13 protein-coding genes and 1 tRNA gene are annotated in these 16575 nt (G+C 44.2%); all 14 read left to right on the top strand.

What is annotated here, in order from left to right; genetic code table 11:
* Positions 1-1191 (top strand): elongation factor Tu, encoded by a 1191-nt coding sequence (tuf, locus tag Q8L79_RS07265; RefSeq protein WP_006890504.1) that lies wholly within the window; start codon positions 1-3, stop codon positions 1189-1191.
* Positions 1192-1239: 48 nt separating this feature from the next.
* A tRNA-Trp gene (locus tag Q8L79_RS07260) sits at positions 1240-1315 on the top strand.
* Positions 1316-1359: 44 nt separating this feature from the next.
* Positions 1360-1737, top strand: a complete 378-nt coding sequence (gene secE / locus Q8L79_RS07255; protein ID WP_305269612.1) for a preprotein translocase subunit SecE — start codon at positions 1360-1362, stop codon at positions 1735-1737.
* Positions 1738-1741: 4 nt separating this feature from the next.
* Positions 1742-2275: a transcription termination/antitermination protein NusG gene (gene nusG, locus Q8L79_RS07250; RefSeq protein ID WP_006890502.1), complete on the top strand. Its 534-nt coding sequence runs from the start codon at positions 1742-1744 to the stop codon at positions 2273-2275.
* A gap of 106 nt (positions 2276-2381) precedes the next feature.
* Entirely contained in the window at positions 2382-2813 is a 432-nt protein-coding gene (gene rplK / locus Q8L79_RS07245; protein WP_006890501.1) for a 50S ribosomal protein L11, read from the top strand.
* Entirely contained in the window at positions 2813-3508 is a 696-nt protein-coding gene (rplA, locus tag Q8L79_RS07240; protein ID WP_305269607.1) for a 50S ribosomal protein L1, read from the top strand. The genes rplK and rplA overlap by 1 nt, the downstream gene beginning before the upstream one ends.
* Before the next feature lie 183 nt (positions 3509-3691).
* Positions 3692-4186 (top strand): 50S ribosomal protein L10, encoded by a 495-nt coding sequence (rplJ, locus tag Q8L79_RS07235; protein ID WP_305269605.1) that lies wholly within the window; start codon positions 3692-3694, stop codon positions 4184-4186.
* Positions 4187-4258: 72 nt separating this feature from the next.
* Positions 4259-4627 (top strand): 50S ribosomal protein L7/L12, encoded by a 369-nt coding sequence (rplL, locus tag Q8L79_RS07230; RefSeq protein ID WP_305269602.1) that lies wholly within the window; start codon positions 4259-4261, stop codon positions 4625-4627.
* Positions 4628-4765: 138 nt separating this feature from the next.
* A complete protein-coding gene (gene rpoB, locus Q8L79_RS07225; RefSeq protein WP_305269600.1) occupies positions 4766-8860 on the top strand; it encodes a DNA-directed RNA polymerase subunit beta in 4095 nt (1364 codons plus the stop codon).
* Between the two features lie 160 nt (positions 8861-9020).
* The gene (gene rpoC, locus Q8L79_RS07220) at positions 9021-13226 is read left to right on the top strand and encodes a DNA-directed RNA polymerase subunit beta' (RefSeq protein WP_305269598.1); all 4206 of its coding nucleotides are present in this window, start codon (positions 9021-9023) and stop codon (positions 13224-13226) included.
* 184 nt (positions 13227-13410) lie between these two features.
* On the top strand, positions 13411-13785 hold the full coding sequence (rpsL, locus tag Q8L79_RS07215; protein ID WP_006890494.1) for a 30S ribosomal protein S12: 375 nt from the start codon (positions 13411-13413) through the stop codon (positions 13783-13785).
* 19 nt (positions 13786-13804) lie between these two features.
* Positions 13805-14275, top strand: a complete 471-nt coding sequence (gene rpsG, locus Q8L79_RS07210; protein ID WP_006890493.1) for a 30S ribosomal protein S7 — start codon at positions 13805-13807, stop codon at positions 14273-14275.
* Positions 14276-14305: 30 nt separating this feature from the next.
* Entirely contained in the window at positions 14306-16402 is a 2097-nt protein-coding gene (gene fusA / locus Q8L79_RS07205) for an elongation factor G (protein ID WP_305269587.1), read from the top strand.
* Positions 16403-16434: 32 nt separating this feature from the next.
* The coding region (locus Q8L79_RS07200; RefSeq protein ID WP_305269616.1) for a GTP-binding protein at positions 16435-16575 on the top strand (141 nt) is incomplete at its 3' end.

Raw genomic sequence — 16575 nt, 5'->3', positions numbered from 1 at the left:
ATGGCCAAAGAAAAATTTTCACGTAGCAAGCCCCACGTAAACGTCGGCACAATCGGTCACGTCGATCATGGTAAAACTACTTTAACTGCTGCTTTAACAAAAGTAATGGCTGAGCTCCAAGGTGGAGAAGTTAAGGCCTTTGATCAGATTGATAATGCACCTGAAGAGCGTGCGCGTGGTATTACTATATCAACATCGCACGTCGAATATGAATCAGCAACACGCCATTATGCGCACGTTGACTGTCCAGGCCATGCTGATTACGTAAAAAACATGATTACCGGTGCGGCGCAAATGGATGGCGCTATCCTGGTGTGTTCGGCAGCTGACGGTCCGATGCCGCAAACAAGAGAGCATATCCTGTTGTCAAGACAGGTGGGCGTGCCTTACGTCGTGGTGTTCCTGAATAAAGCGGACATGGTTGATGATGCAGAGCTGATCGAATTGGTCGAGATGGAAATTCGCGAGCTGTTGGATATGTACGAATTTCCGGGCGATGACACGCCAATTATCGTAGGTTCGGCTTTGCTTGCATTGCAAGGCGATACCAGCGAAATCGGTGTTCCTTCAGTGGTCAGATTGGTGGAGGCCTTGGATACTTACATTCCTTTGCCGGAAAGAGCGGTAGATGGTGCATTTCTGATGCCGATTGAAGACGTATTCTCGATTTCCGGTCGTGGCACCGTAGTGACCGGTCGTATTGAGCGCGGCATTGTTAAAGTTGGGCAGGAAATTGAAATTGTCGGTATTAAGCCTACCGTATCAACAACCTGTACCGGTGTGGAAATGTTCCGTAAATTGCTGGATCAGGGCCAGGCGGGCGACAATGTTGGTATCCTTCTGAGAGGAACAAAAAGAGATGATGTTGAGCGTGGGCAGGTTTTAGCGCACAAAGGCACCATCAAGCCGCACTCATACTTCAACTCGGAAATTTATATCTTGTCTAAAGATGAGGGTGGTCGTCATACGCCTTTCTTTAATGGTTATCGTCCGCAGTTCTACTTCAGAACCACTGACGTGACGGGTGCTGTCGAGTTGCCGGAAGGCGTTGAAATGGTTATGCCTGGCGATAATATTTCAGTAAAAGTAAAGCTGATTTCACCGATCGCTATGGAAGATGGTTTGCGTTTTGCAATCCGTGAAGGTGGTCGTACAGTAGGTGCGGGCGTCGTTGCATCAATACTTGAATAATATTATTATTTAATGTATTATAGCAGTTTATGTAAGGCTTGTCTGAATAGGTCAGTAGTTCAATTGGTAGAATAGCGGTCTCCAAAACCGCGGGTTGGGGGTTCGAGACCCTCCTGGCCTGCCATTCAGATTAAAGCATATCAAATCTATTTTCATAGTAAAAAACATATGAATACTCAGGTAGAAGCATCGGCATCGGTTTTTGATGTTGTTAAGCAGGTATTTTCCGTTGTCTTTGTAGTCGCTGGTGTGGCTGCATTCTATTATTTCTCAGAAGTTCCGCTTTTATACCGAGTTCTTGGTTTGGTTGTTACGGCGCTGGTTGTGGTGGGTATGATGCTTACTACGGGAGTGGGGCGGGATGTTTTGGCGTTCGCTTTGGAGTCAAAGCAAGAGGTCAGGAAAGTTGTTTGGCCAACTCGGGAAGAAACTTTCCGTACCACGTTGCTGGTGTTTGGTATGGTTTTTATTGTCGGCTTGATTCTTTGGCTGCTGGATATGTTTCTATTTTGGGGTGTGCGTCTTTTGACGGGTCAAGGAGGGTAAGGGAATGGCGCTACGTTGGTATGTTGTGCACGCCTATTCAAATTTTGAAAATAAAGTTAAGCAAGCCTTAGAGGAAAGAATTAAGAGGGAAGGTTTGGAGCAGTATTTCGGCAAGATTTTGGTGCCTACCGAAGAGGTTGTGGAAATGCGCATGGGGCAGCAGAGAAAAAGCGAAAGAAAGTTTTTTCCTGGATATGTGTTAGTGCAAATGGATTTAACTGATGAGACTTGGCATTTGGTGAAAGATGTGCCAAGGGTGTTGGGTTTTATAGGTGGAACTTCCGATCGTCCGGCGCCAATATCTGAAAAAGAAGCGATGGCTATTCTCAATAGAGTTGAGGATGGAGTGAACAAGCCGCGACCTAAGACGATGTTTGAGGCTGGTGAGGTAATTAGGGTTATTGATGGGCCATTTAAGGATTTTAATGGTGTTGTTGAAGAAGTTAATTACGAAAAAAGTAAAATAAAAATATCAGTGCTCATTTTTGGTCGATCAACATCGGTTGAGCTTGGCTTTGGGCAGGTAGAAAAAAGCTAATTAGGCTTAGGTGTTTAGTATTTTCAAAATCACTGTCTGAATAAGGCAGTGATTTTTTGTGTCTAGGGGAGCTGAAAAGCGTTTGTACCCATATTTGGAGTAAATAATGGCTAAAAAAATAACCGCGTATATAAAGTTGCAGGTTAAAGCGGGTGAAGCAAATCCAAGTCCACCGGTAGGTCCAGCATTGGGTCAGCGCGGTGTTAATATCATGGAGTTTTGCAAAGCTTTTAATGCTAAAACACAGGATACAGAAAAAGGTTTGCCTTTGCCTGTTGTTATCACTGTTTATAGTGATCGTAGTTTTACTTTTATTACAAAAACCCCGCCAGCTTCAATTCTTTTGAAGAAAGCAACAGGCATTAAAAGCGGAAGCAGTAATCCTAATACCAAGAAAGTTGGTACGGTGACTCGCGCGCAATTGGAAGAAATTGCTAAAACAAAAATGGAAGATTTGAATGCAGCAAATCTGGAAGCAGCAGTAAAAACGATTGCGGGCAGTGCGTACAGCATGGGTCTGAATGTGGAGGGATTATAATGGCTAAGTTGTCAAAAAAAGCGAAAATTATCAAAGGGAAAGTTGATAAAACCAAGCAATATTCAATTACTGAAGCGGTTCAGTTGTTGAAAGAACTGGGGACTGCAAAGTTTAGCGAAGCTATTGATGTTAGCGTTAATTTGGGTGTGGATCCACGCAAGTCCGATCAAAATGTTCGCGGCGCAACGGTGCTGCCAAATGGTACAGGTAAAACTGTAAGAGTTGCAGTTTTTACGCAAGGTCCTAACGCTGATGCGGCAAGAGAAGCCGGAGCTGACATAGTAGGTATGGATGACTTAGGCGAGTTGGTAAAGAAAGGTGAAATGAACTTTGACGTGGTCATTGCTTCTCCTGATGCTATGAGGGTAGTTGGTCAGTTGGGTCAGATTTTGGGGCCTAGAGGTTTAATGCCTAACCCTAAGGTTGGAACTGTAACCGCTGATGTTGCTACGGCAGTAAAAAACGCCAAATCAGGTCAAGTACGTTATCGGACTGATAAGTCAGGGATTATTCACTGTACGCTAGGTAAAGTTGCATTCGATGCTACTGCTATTCAAGGTAACTTGGAAGCATTGCTTGCGGATTTAAGAAAGTTAAAGCCGACCGCAGCTAAAGGTATTTACATTAAGAAGATAACCTTATCTTCGACTATGGGGCCTGGTTTGTGGCTGGATCAAAGCAGTATTTCAATTTAACGTTATAAAAGACTTTGGGTTGCCGACCCGTTCGGTAACCGTCAAAGACCGCAGGCGTTGTAAAACTTAATATTCCCTGCGTAGACGGAAGCTGGAACCTAAAAAAGCTGGGGAAAGGGACCGTAAGGGGTATTCAAATGAATGCTTTTTATTAATTCTGGGGATAAATTCCGGAGGTAAGCTGTGGCACTAAATTTAGATAGCAAAAAAGCTGTCGTAGAAGAAGTCGCTGTATTCGCCGCTAAAGCGCATTCTGCAATTGCAGCAGAATATCGTGGATTAACAGTTACGGAACTTACCGAACTGCGTAAAACAGCGAGAGAAACAGGTGTATATCTGCGTGTGGTAAAAAATACACTGGCAAAACGAGCAGTAGCCGGGACTGAATTTGAATGTATGCAAAGTGGACTGGTAGGCCCATTATTGATTGCATTTTCTATGGAAGATCCAGGTTCTGCGGCGCGTTTAATCAGCAATTTTGCCAAAACTCACGACAAATTAATTGCCAAGATTGTTGCTATTGGCGGACAGTCGTTTGGTGGTTCTGAGCTTGCTCGACTAGCCAGTCTGCCTACTCGCGATCAAGGTATTGGTCTGTTAATGTCAGTGATGAGAGCGCCTACAGAGAAATTTGTGCGTACTTTGGCTGCAATTAGAGATCAGAAAGAAGCGGCATAGTAGAAAACATTGCAGAGCAGCGTTTCTATCACCACAACCAGTTTAAAACTTATTATTTTAGAGGAATATACAATGGCAATTTCGCAAGAAGATATCTTGGAAGCGGTCTCAAACATGAGCGTTATGGAAATCGTTGACTTGATTTCAGCGATGGAAGAAAAATTTGGCGTATCTGCAGCTGTAGCTGTAGCAGCTGCGCCAGCGGCTTCAGCGGCTGCTGTTGAAGAGCAAACGGAATTTGATGTTATTATGACGTCTTTTGGTGAAAACAAAGTTGCGGTTATTAAAGCAGTGCGCAGTATCACTGGATTGGGCTTGAAAGAGGCTAAAGACGCTGTTGAAGGTGTTCCAACAACCGTGAAAGAAGCTGTTTCTAAAGCAGAAGCAGAAGATGTTAAAAAGCAGCTTGTCGATGCAGGCGCTACTGTCGAAATAAAATAAATTTCGACTCAATTGCAGAGACGTTGGAATAAACGTCTCTGCCAAGTACGGCTGGTGGCAACCTTGTCACCGGCCTTTTACTGTTTGCAATAATCGCACGGTAGAAAATTATCTATGACGAAAAGGTTTGGAAGCGATATGTCCTACTCTTTTACAGAAAAAAAGCGTATTCGAAATAACTTTGGGAAAGGTACTGAGGTACTTGATGTTCCCTATCTTCTGGCAACGCAAATTAATTCATATGCGGGCTTTTTGCAATCAGGTGTCACAGCTGAAAAACGTGAAGACAGTGGATTGCATGCTGCATTCTCCAGTGTTTTCCCAATTGAAAGCCATTCTGGATATGCAGTGCTGGAGTATGTGAAATATAGATTGGGGGAGCCTGTTTTTGATGTAAGAGAGTGTCAACAAAGAGGCGCTACCTATGCGGCACCCTTAAGGGTATTGGTTCGCTTGGTTATCTATGATAAAGAAGCCTCTGCGAATGCAAAAGTAGTTAAGGATATCCGTGAACAGGAAGTTTACATGGGTGAGTTGCCTTTGATGACGGACAATGGAACATTCGTCATTAATGGGACGGAGCGGGTAATTGTCTCCCAGTTACATCGTTCGCCTGGTGTTTTCTTTGATCATGATAAAGGAAAGACCCATTCGTCAGGAAAGCTTTTGTTTAATGCGCGAGTTATTCCTTATCGTGGTTCGTGGTTAGATTTTGAGTTTGATCATAAAGATTGCGTTTTTGTCCGAATTGATCGGCGTAGAAAAATACCCGCAACTATTTTGCTTAGGGGATTGGGATACGACAACGAAGAAATGATCAAGATTTTCTTCGAAATGAATAAATTTACCATTGATGCTCAAAAGTGTATTTTCCATATCGTTCCTGAGCGTATGCGTGGAGAAATTGCAGCCTTTGATATTAAGAGCAGAAAAGGTGAGGTATTGGTTGAAGAAGGACGTCGGATTACGGCTAAGCATATCCGTGAAATGATAAAATCCGGATTAACCGAAGTAGAAGTGCCCAAGGATTACTTGGTTGGTAAGATATTAGGAAATAACCTGATTGACCGATCTACAGGCGAGTTGGTTGCTAATGTGAATGACGAGCTTACTGTCGCGATCATAGATCGATGCATTGAAAGTGGTATTACAGATCTGAATACCCTATTTGTCAATGACTTGGATAAAGGTCCGTACATGTCTAATGCCATGAGACTGGATACTACTACCAATAGTCTTGAAGCATTGGTTGAAATATATCGGATGATGCGCCCAGGCGAGCCACCGACTAAAGATTCGGCGGAAAACCTGTTTCAGAATCTGTTCTTTACTGATGAGCGATATGACTTATCTACGGTCGGAAGGATGAAGTTTAATCGTCGTTTGGGTCGTCAAGAAACAACAGGTCCCGGCACTTTAACTAAAGATGACATCATTGATGTACTTAAAGAATTAATAGATATTCGTAACGGCAACGGCAATGTTGACGATATTGATCATCTAGGCAACAGACGGGTTCGCTCTGTTGGTGAAATGATCGAGAACCAATTCCGTGTAGGATTGGTTCGCGTTGAAAGAGCGGTTAAAGAACGTTTAACATTGGCAGATTCTGAAGGCTTGATGCCGCAAGAAATCATCAATGCGAAGCCTGTTTCCGCTGCAGTAAAAGAATTTTTCGGCTCCAGTCAGTTGTCACAGTTTATGGATCAAAATAATCCATTATCTCAGGTGACGCATAAGCGCCGTGTATCGGCTTTAGGGCCAGGCGGTTTGGCAAGAGAACGCGCTGGATTTGAAGTTCGTGACGTACATGCAACGCATTATGGTCGCGTATGTCCAATTGAGACACCTGAAGGCCCCAACATCGGCTTGATAAATTCATTATCAGTCTATGCGCGTACTAATAATTATGGCTTTTTGGAAACGCCTTATAGAAAAGTAGTCGATGGCAAAGTAACCGATCATGTCGATTATTTGTCAGCTATTGAAGAAGGCGAGTTTGTTATTGCTCAGGCCAGTGTTGCTGTAGACGCAAGCGGAAAACTGGTTGAAGGGTTGGTGTCATGCCGACATAAAGATGAATTTACTTTGGCTATGTCAGACACTGTGCAATATATGGACGTGTCATCCAAGCAGATTGTATCTGTCGCAGCTTCCATCATTCCGTTCCTGGAGCATGATGATGCTAACCGTGCGTTGATGGGTTCAAACATGCAACGTCAGGCTGTTCCTACACTAAGAGCTGAAAAGCCATTGGTGGGTACAGGCATGGAAAGAACAGTTGCAAAAGACTCAGGCGTAACCGTGGTTGCTGCGCGTGGCGGTAAGATTGAAGCTGTTGACGCAGCTAGAATCGTAGTGCGAGTAAATGATACGGAGACTGAAACAGGTACGCCAGGTGTTGATATTTACAACTTGATTAAATATACCCGATCAAATCAGAATACCTGTATCAACCAAAAACCATTGGTAAAACCGGGAGACATCGTTAATGCTGGCGATATTATGGCAGACGGTCCGTCTACGGATATCGGCGAGTTGGCTTTAGGGCAAAACATGCTGGTTGCATTTATGCCGTGGAATGGATACAACTTTGAGGATTCGATACTGGTTTCAGAGCGTGTCGTCAAGGAAGACCGTTTCACCACGATCCATATTGAAGAGAAAACTTGCGTAGCGCGGGATACCAAGCATAGTCCCGAAGAAATTACTGCGGATATTCCAAACGTCAGCGAAGAAGCGTTGTCCAAGCTTGATGAGTCCGGAATAGTTTATGTCGGCGCCGAAGTAAAAGGCGGCGACATTCTGGTAGGTAAGGTAACGCCAAAAGGTGAGACCCAATTAACACCGGAAGAAAAGCTACTGCGAGCAATTTTCGGCGAGAAAGCGGCCGATGTGAAAGATACATCGTTACGTGTACCTGGCAGTATTGAGGGTACGGTTATTGATGTTCAGGTATTTACTCGTGACGGAGTCAAGAAAGACAAGCGGGCTCTGGATATTGAGCAGGAAGAAATCAAACGTTACAGAAAAGACCTTGATGATCAGCTGAAAATTCTTGAAGAAGATATTTTTGCTCGTGTTGCCAGACTTTTGGTTGGAAAAGTTGCCCAATCAGGTCCCGGTCAGTTAAAAGCGGGAACTGAAATAACGCAAGCTTATCTTAATGGCTTGAAGCATTCAGAGTGGTTGAAAATTCGCATGAAGGATGAAGATATCAATCTTCAGCTGGAAACGGTTGTCACCCAGGTAGAGCAGCAAAGAAAAGACTTTGATGAGAAATTCGAAGTCAAGCGTAAGAAAATCACCATGGGTGATGATTTGGCGCCAGGTGTTCTGAAGATGGTCAAGGTTTATTTAGCGGTTAAAAGGCGTATTCAGCCCGGTGATAAAATGGCTGGTCGTCATGGAAATAAAGGTGTTATTTCTATGATTAGACCGATTGAAGACATGCCGTATACCGCTGATGGTAATCCGGTTGATATTGTCTTGAATCCATTAGGCGTACCCTCGCGGATGAACGTCGGGCAGGTGTTGGAAACACATTTAGGCTGGGCAGCAAAAGGTTTGGGTATCAAAATAGGTAAAATGCTGGAAGCTCAGTATGATCAAGAAAAGGCCAAGGTTACTGCGATCAGGGATTATCTGGACAAAATTTATAACAGCAGTGGTCGTAAAGAAGATTTAGCTTCATTTACCGATCAAGAAATCCTGGAAATGGCGACTAATCTTGTCGGCGGTGTACCTATGGCAACCCCTGTTTTTGACGGCGCAAGCGAAGATGAAATCCGTACCATGTTGAAGTTGGCGGATTTGCCTGAGCATGGTCAGGTTACGCTTTATGACGGCTTGACAGGCGAACCGTTTGAACGCGAAGTTACGGTTGGTTATATGTATATGCTGAAGTTGAACCATTTGGTTGATGACAAGATGCATGCGCGGTCAACAGGGCCGTATAGCTTGGTTACGCAGCAGCCATTAGGCGGTAAAGCGCAATTCGGTGGGCAGCGTTTCGGGGAGATGGAGGTCTGGGCGCTTGAAGCTTATGGTGCTGCCTATACCTTGCAGGAAATGTTGACAGTTAAATCTGATGACGTAACCGGTAGAACGCGTATGTATAAAAACATTGTCGATGGCGATCATAAAATGGAAGCCGGTATGCCGGAATCATTTAATGTTTTAATTAAAGAAATCCGCTCATTGGCTGTCAATATAGAATTGCAGCGGGAGTAGGGGCGTATGTCGGGTCGCCTAAAGCGCCTACTGTTGGTAGCGTAGCGTAACCTGACAAACCAATGCCGTACCCGTTGGGTTACGGTGCAAAAAAACGCGCCTAATCCAGCCTGCAGCCTGTTCTGGTCTACGCCAGAAAGCATTTAAAGAGGACAAGCTCTTGAAAGATTTAATGAATTTCTTAAAACGTCAAGGTCGTGCCGATGATTTTGACGGAATTAGCATTGGTTTGGCATCACCAGATATGATTCGTTCCTGGTCATATGGCGAAGTAAAAAAACCGGAAACGATTAACTATCGAACCTTTAAGCCTGAGAGGGATGGTCTATTCTGCGCCAAGATTTTTGGCCCAGTCAGTGATTATGAGTGCCTTTGTGGTAAATATAAAAGATTAAAGCATCGCGGTGTTATTTGCGAAAAATGTGGCGTTGAAGTTACGTTGTCCAAGGTTCGTCGTGAAAGAATGGGGCATATCGATTTAGCCAGTCCCGTTGCACATATTTGGTTTTTAAAATCGCTGCCATCCAGAATAGCGTTGTTATTGGATATGACGTTACGCGAAATTGAGCGCGTATTATATTTTGAATCGTTCGTCGTTTTAGATCCCGGTATGACGCCTTTGGATAAAGGCCAATTGCTTACTGATGATGATTATCTGGATGCAGTTGAATTGCATGGGGATGATTTTGTCGCAAAAATGGGTGCAGAAGCCATCTATGACCTGCTCAAATCAATCGATTTAAAAGAGCAAGTTGAAATTCTGCGGGAAGAAATTAACTCCACGAATTCAGAAACAAAAATTAAGAAGTACTCGAAACGCCTTAAGGTCATGGATGCGTTATTGAGTTCAAAAAATCGCCCGGAATGGATGATTTTGAAAGTGTTGCCGGTATTGCCACCTGAGTTGCGCCCGTTGGTGCCTCTGGATGGCGGTCGATTCGCAACCTCTGATTTGAATGATCTTTATCGTCGAGTTATCAACAGAAACAACCGTTTAAACCGGTTGCTGGACTTGAATGCGCCGGACATTATCGTTCGTAACGAAAAGCGCATGTTGCAGGAATCTGTTGATGCGTTGCTGGATAACGGCCGTCGTGGTCGTGCGATTACCGGTACTAACAGAAGGCCGCTTAAATCATTAGCGGATATGATCAAAGGAAAGCAAGGGCGTTTTAGACAAAACCTCTTGGGCAAGCGCGTTGACTATTCAGGTCGTTCGGTAATTGTAGTAGGTCCAACGTTAAGGTTGCATCAATGCGGACTTCCGAAAAAAATGGCATTGGAGTTATTTAAGCCATTTATATTTAGCAAGCTGCAATTTCGTGGTCTGGCCACAACCATTAAAGCTGCCAAAAAAATGGTTGAAAGGGAAGGTGCTGAAGTCTGGGATATTCTTGAAGAAGTTATCCGTGAACATCCTATTCTGTTAAACCGCGCGCCTACATTGCATAGACTTGGTATTCAGGCATTTGAACCCACGTTGATTGAAGGCAAGGCAATCCAGTTGCATCCATTGGTTTGTAGTGCGTTTAACGCCGACTTTGACGGCGATCAGATGGCTGTGCATATTCCGTTGTCTATTGAAGCGCAACTGGAAGCCAGAACATTGATGATGGCGACAAATAACATCTTGTCCCCAGCAAACGGTGAGCCTGTTATCAACCCGTCACAAGACGTGGTATTGGGGCTTTATTACATCAGTCGTGAAAAAATTAATGCAAAAGGCGATGGCAGTATATTTGTCAGCGTCGGCGAAATTCATAAGGCGCTGTTAACTAAGACGGTTGAATTGCAATCTAAAATTCAATTGCGTATCACGGAAAAAGTGGTCAATGAAAATGGCGAGGCTGAAGACAAAACTCATCGCGTAGAAACTACCGTAGGCCGTGGGCTAATCTGGGAAGTGGTTCCAGACCGTACGCCATTCGAGTTGGTTAACTGCGATATGACTAAAAAGAACATATCACGGTTAATTAATTACAGTTATCGCTATTTGGGTAACAAAGATACCGTCATACTTGCCGATCAGTTGATGTATTTGGGTTTTAAGTATGCAACGATTTCCGGAATTTCATTCGGTATCGAAGATATGGTAATACCGGCCAAAAAAGTCGATATTATTAAGGCTTCCGATGCTGAAGTTAACGAAATTCAAAGCCAGTATGCTTCCGGCTTGGTAACTGACGGGGAACGATACAACAAAGTTGTCGATATCTGGTCGCATGCCAATGATCAAATAGCTAAGGTAATGATGGACGGGCTTGGTGAAGAGTCGGTTGTTAATGCTGAAGGCAAGACAGTAAAACAAAAATCATTTAATTCTATCTTTATGATGGCCGAGTCAGGGGCGCGTGGTTCTGCTGCTCAGATTCGTCAGTTAGCCGGTATGCGTGGTTTGATGGCAAAGCCTGACGGTTCCATTATTGAAACACCTATTACCGCTAATTTTAGAGAAGGCTTGGACGTATTACAGTACTTTATTTCTACGCATGGTGCTCGTAAAGGTCTGGCAGATACTGCATTGAAAACTGCGAACTCTGGGTATTTGACGCGTAGGTTGGTCGACGTGGCGCAGGATCTGGTGATTAATGGTGATGATTGCGGTACATCTAATGGTTTGATCATGACTCCAATTATTGAGGGCGGTGATGTTGTAGAGCCTTTGTCGGAGCGCGTATTGGGTCGTGTTGCAGTCAATGACATAATGGACCCAGCCGGTGACATTATAGTAGCACCTAGAGGCACGTTATTGGATGAGCACTGGGTATCTGTCCTTGAAGAGCATAGTATTGACCAGGTTCTGGTTCGTTCAATTATTACCTGTGAAAACAGACACGGTGTTTGTGCTGCCTGTTATGGGCGTGATTTAGGGCGCGGTCATCTGGTTAATATTGGTGAGGCAGTAGGAGTTATTGCTGCGCAATCAATCGGTGAGCCAGGTACGCAGTTGACTATGCGGACTTTCCATATCGGTGGTGCTGCATCCAGATCGGCTGCAATCAGTAATGTTCAGGTTAAATCTGCGGGTACTGTGCGCCTTAATAATCTGAAATCAGTGATTAATCGTGAAGGTAATCTGGTTGCAGTTTCAAGATCAGGTGAAGTTGGCGTAGTTGATGATTATGGCCGGGAGAAGGAACGTTATAAAATCCCTTATGGAGCGGTGCTTTCCGTGCAGGAAGGTTCGCGAATTAATGCGGGTGATATAATTGTTAATTGGGATCCGCACACGCATCCTGTTATTACTGAGGTTGATGGTGTGGTCGAGTTAATCGATTTTGTCGATGGCGTTACCGTACAGAAGCAATCCGACGAAGTTACCGGCTTGAGTTCATTAGTTGTCACCGATCCGAAACAGCGGGGAAGTGCGGGTAAGGAATTGCGTCCAATGGTTAGACTTTTTGATGGACAAGGAAATGCAATTTATTTGCCGGGGACTGAGATACCCGCGCAATATTTCTTGCCTGCAGGGGCTATTGCCGGAATCAAGGACGGTGGAGAGGTAAAGGTCGGTGACGTTTTGGCGAGAATTCCACAGGAGTCTAGTAAAACAAGAGATATTACCGGTGGTTTGCCGCGGGTTGCAGATTTATTTGAAGCGCGAAAAACAAAAGATCCGGCAATTCTTGCAGAGACTAGTGGCACCATCTCGTTTGGAAAAGAAACAAAAGGTAAGCAACGGGTCATAATTACAGATCCTGCCGGTGAGCAAATTGAAACATTGATTCCTAAATGGCGTCATATTACGGTCTTTGAGGGCGAATATGTAGAAAAGGGAGAAACCATAGCGGAAGGTGAGTTAACGCCGCATGATATCCTTAGGTTAAGAGGAATTGAGGAGTTAGCGAACTATTTGGTTAAGGAAATTCAGGATGTATATCGTTTGCAGGGTGTGAAAATTAACGATAAGCACATTGAGGCTATCATTCGTCAAATGCTCAGGAAAGTCGAGATTACCGCATCCGGCGATACAGGATTCTTGAAAGGAGACCAGGTTGAGCGTGCGGCAATGAGGGAAGAAAATGACAAGGTTGAGGCTGAGGGAAAAATTCCTGCGAGCTACAATTCCGTGCTGCTTGGGATTACTAAGGCATCGTTAGCGACAGAGTCATTTATTTCGGCGGCGTCATTCCAAGAAACAACTCGTGTATTGACTGATGCAGCGGTTCGCGGATTAAGTGATAGTTTGCAAGGGTTAAAAGAGAACGTTATCGTTGGCCGGTTAATCCCGGCAGGAACGGGGCTGGCTTATCATGAAAGCAGAAAGAACAGATTTGCTCAGAATGAGATAGTGGAAAGCGAAGCGCCTCTAGCTGTAGATGCTGGAGATGTGGAAGAGGCCCTTAAGCAGGCTTTGAATATTTAGGAATTCATTATAGATCATTTTTAAATATGGACTTGACCTAGGGGGTATTAGCAAGTAATATACTCTGCTCAAATGAGCTAACGTGCTTGGGTCGGGTCGAGTTGCAATTAACCGTCGACGTTTAATATGTGCGACGGTTAATTTATTATCTGACAGTTTAATTGTATATCGGAGTAGACAAGTTATGGCCACGATCAACCAATTGGTTCGTAAGCCTCGTGCTAAAAAAATAGAAAAAAGCAATGTTCCTGCATTGGAGGCTTGTCCTCAGCGTAGGGGTGTATGTACTCGTGTTTATACGACAACACCTAAAAAACCAAACTCCGCGTTACGAAAAGTGGCTAGGGTTAGGTTGACGAATGGAGCTGAGGTTAGTAGCTACATTGGTGGTGAGGGGCATAATCTTCAGGAACATTCCGTGGTTCTGATAAGGGGTGGTCGTGTTAAGGATTTGCCTGGTGTGAGATATCACGTTGTTCGTGGTAGCTTGGATGCCTCAGGTGTGACTAACAGAAAATGTGGTCGCTCTAAATATGGAACAAAACGGCCTAAAGGCTAAACGTTGGTTGGTGAGATAAATGTCTAGAAGAAGAGTCGCTACAAAAAGAGAAATCATTCCAGATCCAAGATTTGGCAGCATAATGCTAACTAAGTTCATGAATATGATCATGGAAAGTGGCAAAAAATCTATTGCGGAAGGAATTGTCTATGGCGCTTTGGATGTAATTGAGAGCAAGGGTCATAGTGAACCGTTGGAAGTGCTGTCTAAGGCTTTGGAAAATGTTCAGCCTAGGGTTGAGGTTAAGTCTCGCCGTGTTGGCGGTGCAACATATCAGGTGCCTGTTGAGGTTCGACCTTCAAGGCGTATGGCTTTAGCAATGCGCTGGTTGATTGATGCTTCGCGTAAGAGAAATGAAAGAAATATGCCTGCTAAGTTGGCTGGTGAGTTGATGGATGCTTTTGAAAGCAGAGGTTCTGCGGCCAAAAAGCGTGAAGATACTCATAGAATGGCAGAGGCAAATAAGGCTTTCTCTCATTATCGGTGGTAATTAACGAATTGTATAGAAGACTGTATAGTTGTGGCACGTAAAACTCCCATAGGGTTTTATCGAAATATCGGTATCATGGCGCACATTGATGCAGGTAAGACCACGACTACAGAGCGCATTCTTTATTATACCGGTGTTTCTCACAAAATAGGTGAGGTGCATGACGGTGCTGCAACAATGGATTGGATGGAGCAGGAGCAGGAGCGGGGAATAACCATTACCTCGGCCGCAACAACCTGTTTTTGGGCTGGAATGGAAGGTCAATTCCCTCTGCATCGTATAAATATCATAGATACGCCTGGGCATGTGGACTTTACTATAGAGGTTGAGCGCTCATTGCGGGTTTTGGATGGGGCTTGTGCGGTTTTTTGCGCTGTTGGTGGGGTTGAGCCGCAATCCGAAACGGTCTGGCGTCAAGCGGATAAGTACGGTGTGCCGCGATTGGTTTTTGTGAATAAAATGGATCGCTCTGGTGCTGACTTTTTTCGGGTAATTGAACAGATTAAGGCGCGATTGGGTGGCAAGGCTGTTCCAATGCAGTTGCCGATTGGTGCAGAGGATAGTTTCGAAGGCGTTGTTGACCTTATTAAAATGAAGGCCATATATTGGGATGACGCCAATATTGGTATGACTTTTAAAGAAAAGGAAATTCCGGCTGGTATGTTAGGTCTCTGTGAGAAATGGAGAGAGCATATGGTTGAAGTATCTGCGGAGGCAAGTGAAGATTTATTGGAGAAATACCTTGAAGATGGGTGTTTGTCAGACGAAGAGATTAGGCTGGGAATTCGTTCTCGGACAATAGCGAATGAGATCGTTCCTGCATTTTGTGGTTCAGCCTTTAAAAACAAGGGTGTTCAGGCTATGCTGGATGCGATTGTTGAGTATATGCCGGCTCCCACTGATGTCGAGGCTATAAAAGGGCATCTTGAGGATGATGTTATTGAAGCGGTTCGTCCTGCTGATGATGGAGCTCCTTTTTCGGCATTGGCATTTAAGATTGCTACGGATCCTTTTGTAGGGACGTTGACTTTTTTTAGGGTCTACTCAGGCGTGCTTAATTCTGGGGATAGTATTTATAATCCGGTAAAAAAGAAAAAAGAGCGTATTGGGCGAATAGTGCAAATGCATGCCAATAGTCGCGAAGAAGTTAAGGAGGTATGTGCTGGGGATATAGCGGCTGCAATTGGTCTCAAGGATGTGACGACGGGCGATACACTATGTGATCTCAAAGAAGTTATTGTTCTTGAGCGTATGGAGTTTCCTGATCCGGTGATTTCGGTTGCGGTGGAGCCAAAAACGAAAGCCGACCAAGAAAAGATGGGGGTAGCATTGGGTAAATTGGCCCAAGAAGATCCATCTTTTAGGGTGCATACGGATGAGGAGTCAGGTCAGATAATTATTTCCGGAATGGGGGAGTTGCATCTCGAGATAATTGTCGATCGCATGAAAAGGGAATTTAATGTCGAGGCTAATATTGGAGCTCCGCAGGTTGCATACAGGGAAACAATCCGAAAGACGGTAGAGCAAGAGAGCAAGTTTATAAGGCAGTCCGGTGGGCGTGGGCAGTATGGGCATGTCTGGTTGCGCATTGAGCCGCAAGAAATTGGTGCCGGTTATGAGTTTGTTAATGAGATTGTTGGTGGGGTTGTTCCAAAAGAATTTATACCCGCTGTAGATAAAGGTATCCAAGAGCAGTTGAAGAGTGGTATCCTAGCTGGCTATCCTGTATTGGATGTAAAGGTGTCTTTATTTGATGGTTCGTATCATGATGTTGATTCGAGTGAAATAGCTTTCAAAATTGCCGGCTCCATGTGTTTTAGGGAGGGGGCTAGGAAAGCAAGCCCCGTATTGCTTGAGCCTATAATGAAAGTTGAAATTGCTACGCCTGAAGAGTACATGGGTGATGTAGTTGGTGATATCAATAGGCGGCGTGGAATAATTCAGGGAATGGAGGATACTCCGTCAGGAAAGACACTTAGCTGCGAAGTACCGTTGGCGGAAATGTTTGGTTATGCAACTGATTTGCGTTCGGCAACACAGGGGCGAGCTACATACAGTATGCAGTTTGAAAAATATAATGAAGCACCTGCGAATATTGCAGAAGCGATTATTAAAAAATCTTCATAAAAAAATTGAATATAATTTAAAGGTATTAACTCATGGCCAAAGAAAAATTTTCACGTAGCAAGCCCCACGTAAACGTCGGCACAATCGGTCACGTCGATCATGGTAAAACTACTTTAACTGCTGCTTTAACAAAAGTAATGGCTGAGCTCCAAGGTGGAGAAGTTAAGGCCTTT

The sequence above is a fragment of the Methylobacter sp. genome, from assembly GCF_030680395.1.
Lineage (GTDB): Bacteria > Pseudomonadota > Gammaproteobacteria > Methylococcales > Methylomonadaceae > Methylobacter_A.
This window is presented reverse-complemented; position numbering and strand designations above follow the sequence as displayed.

Coding starts and splice junctions, on each gene's coding strand:
- tuf (WP_006890504.1), top strand. CDS start 1: ATGGCCAAAGAAAAATTTTCACGTAGCAAGCCCCACGTAAACGTCGGC.
- secE (WP_305269612.1), top strand. CDS start 1,360: ATGAATACTCAGGTAGAAGCATCGGCATCGGTTTTTGATGTTGTTAAG.
- nusG (WP_006890502.1), top strand. CDS start 1,742: ATGGCGCTACGTTGGTATGTTGTGCACGCCTATTCAAATTTTGAAAAT.
- rplK (WP_006890501.1), top strand. CDS start 2,382: ATGGCTAAAAAAATAACCGCGTATATAAAGTTGCAGGTTAAAGCGGGT.
- rplA (WP_305269607.1), top strand. CDS start 2,813: ATGGCTAAGTTGTCAAAAAAAGCGAAAATTATCAAAGGGAAAGTTGAT.
- rplL (WP_305269602.1), top strand. CDS start 4,259: ATGGCAATTTCGCAAGAAGATATCTTGGAAGCGGTCTCAAACATGAGC.
- rpoB (WP_305269600.1), top strand. CDS start 4,766: ATGTCCTACTCTTTTACAGAAAAAAAGCGTATTCGAAATAACTTTGGG.
- rpsL (WP_006890494.1), top strand. CDS start 13,411: ATGGCCACGATCAACCAATTGGTTCGTAAGCCTCGTGCTAAAAAAATA.
- rpsG (WP_006890493.1), top strand. CDS start 13,805: ATGTCTAGAAGAAGAGTCGCTACAAAAAGAGAAATCATTCCAGATCCA.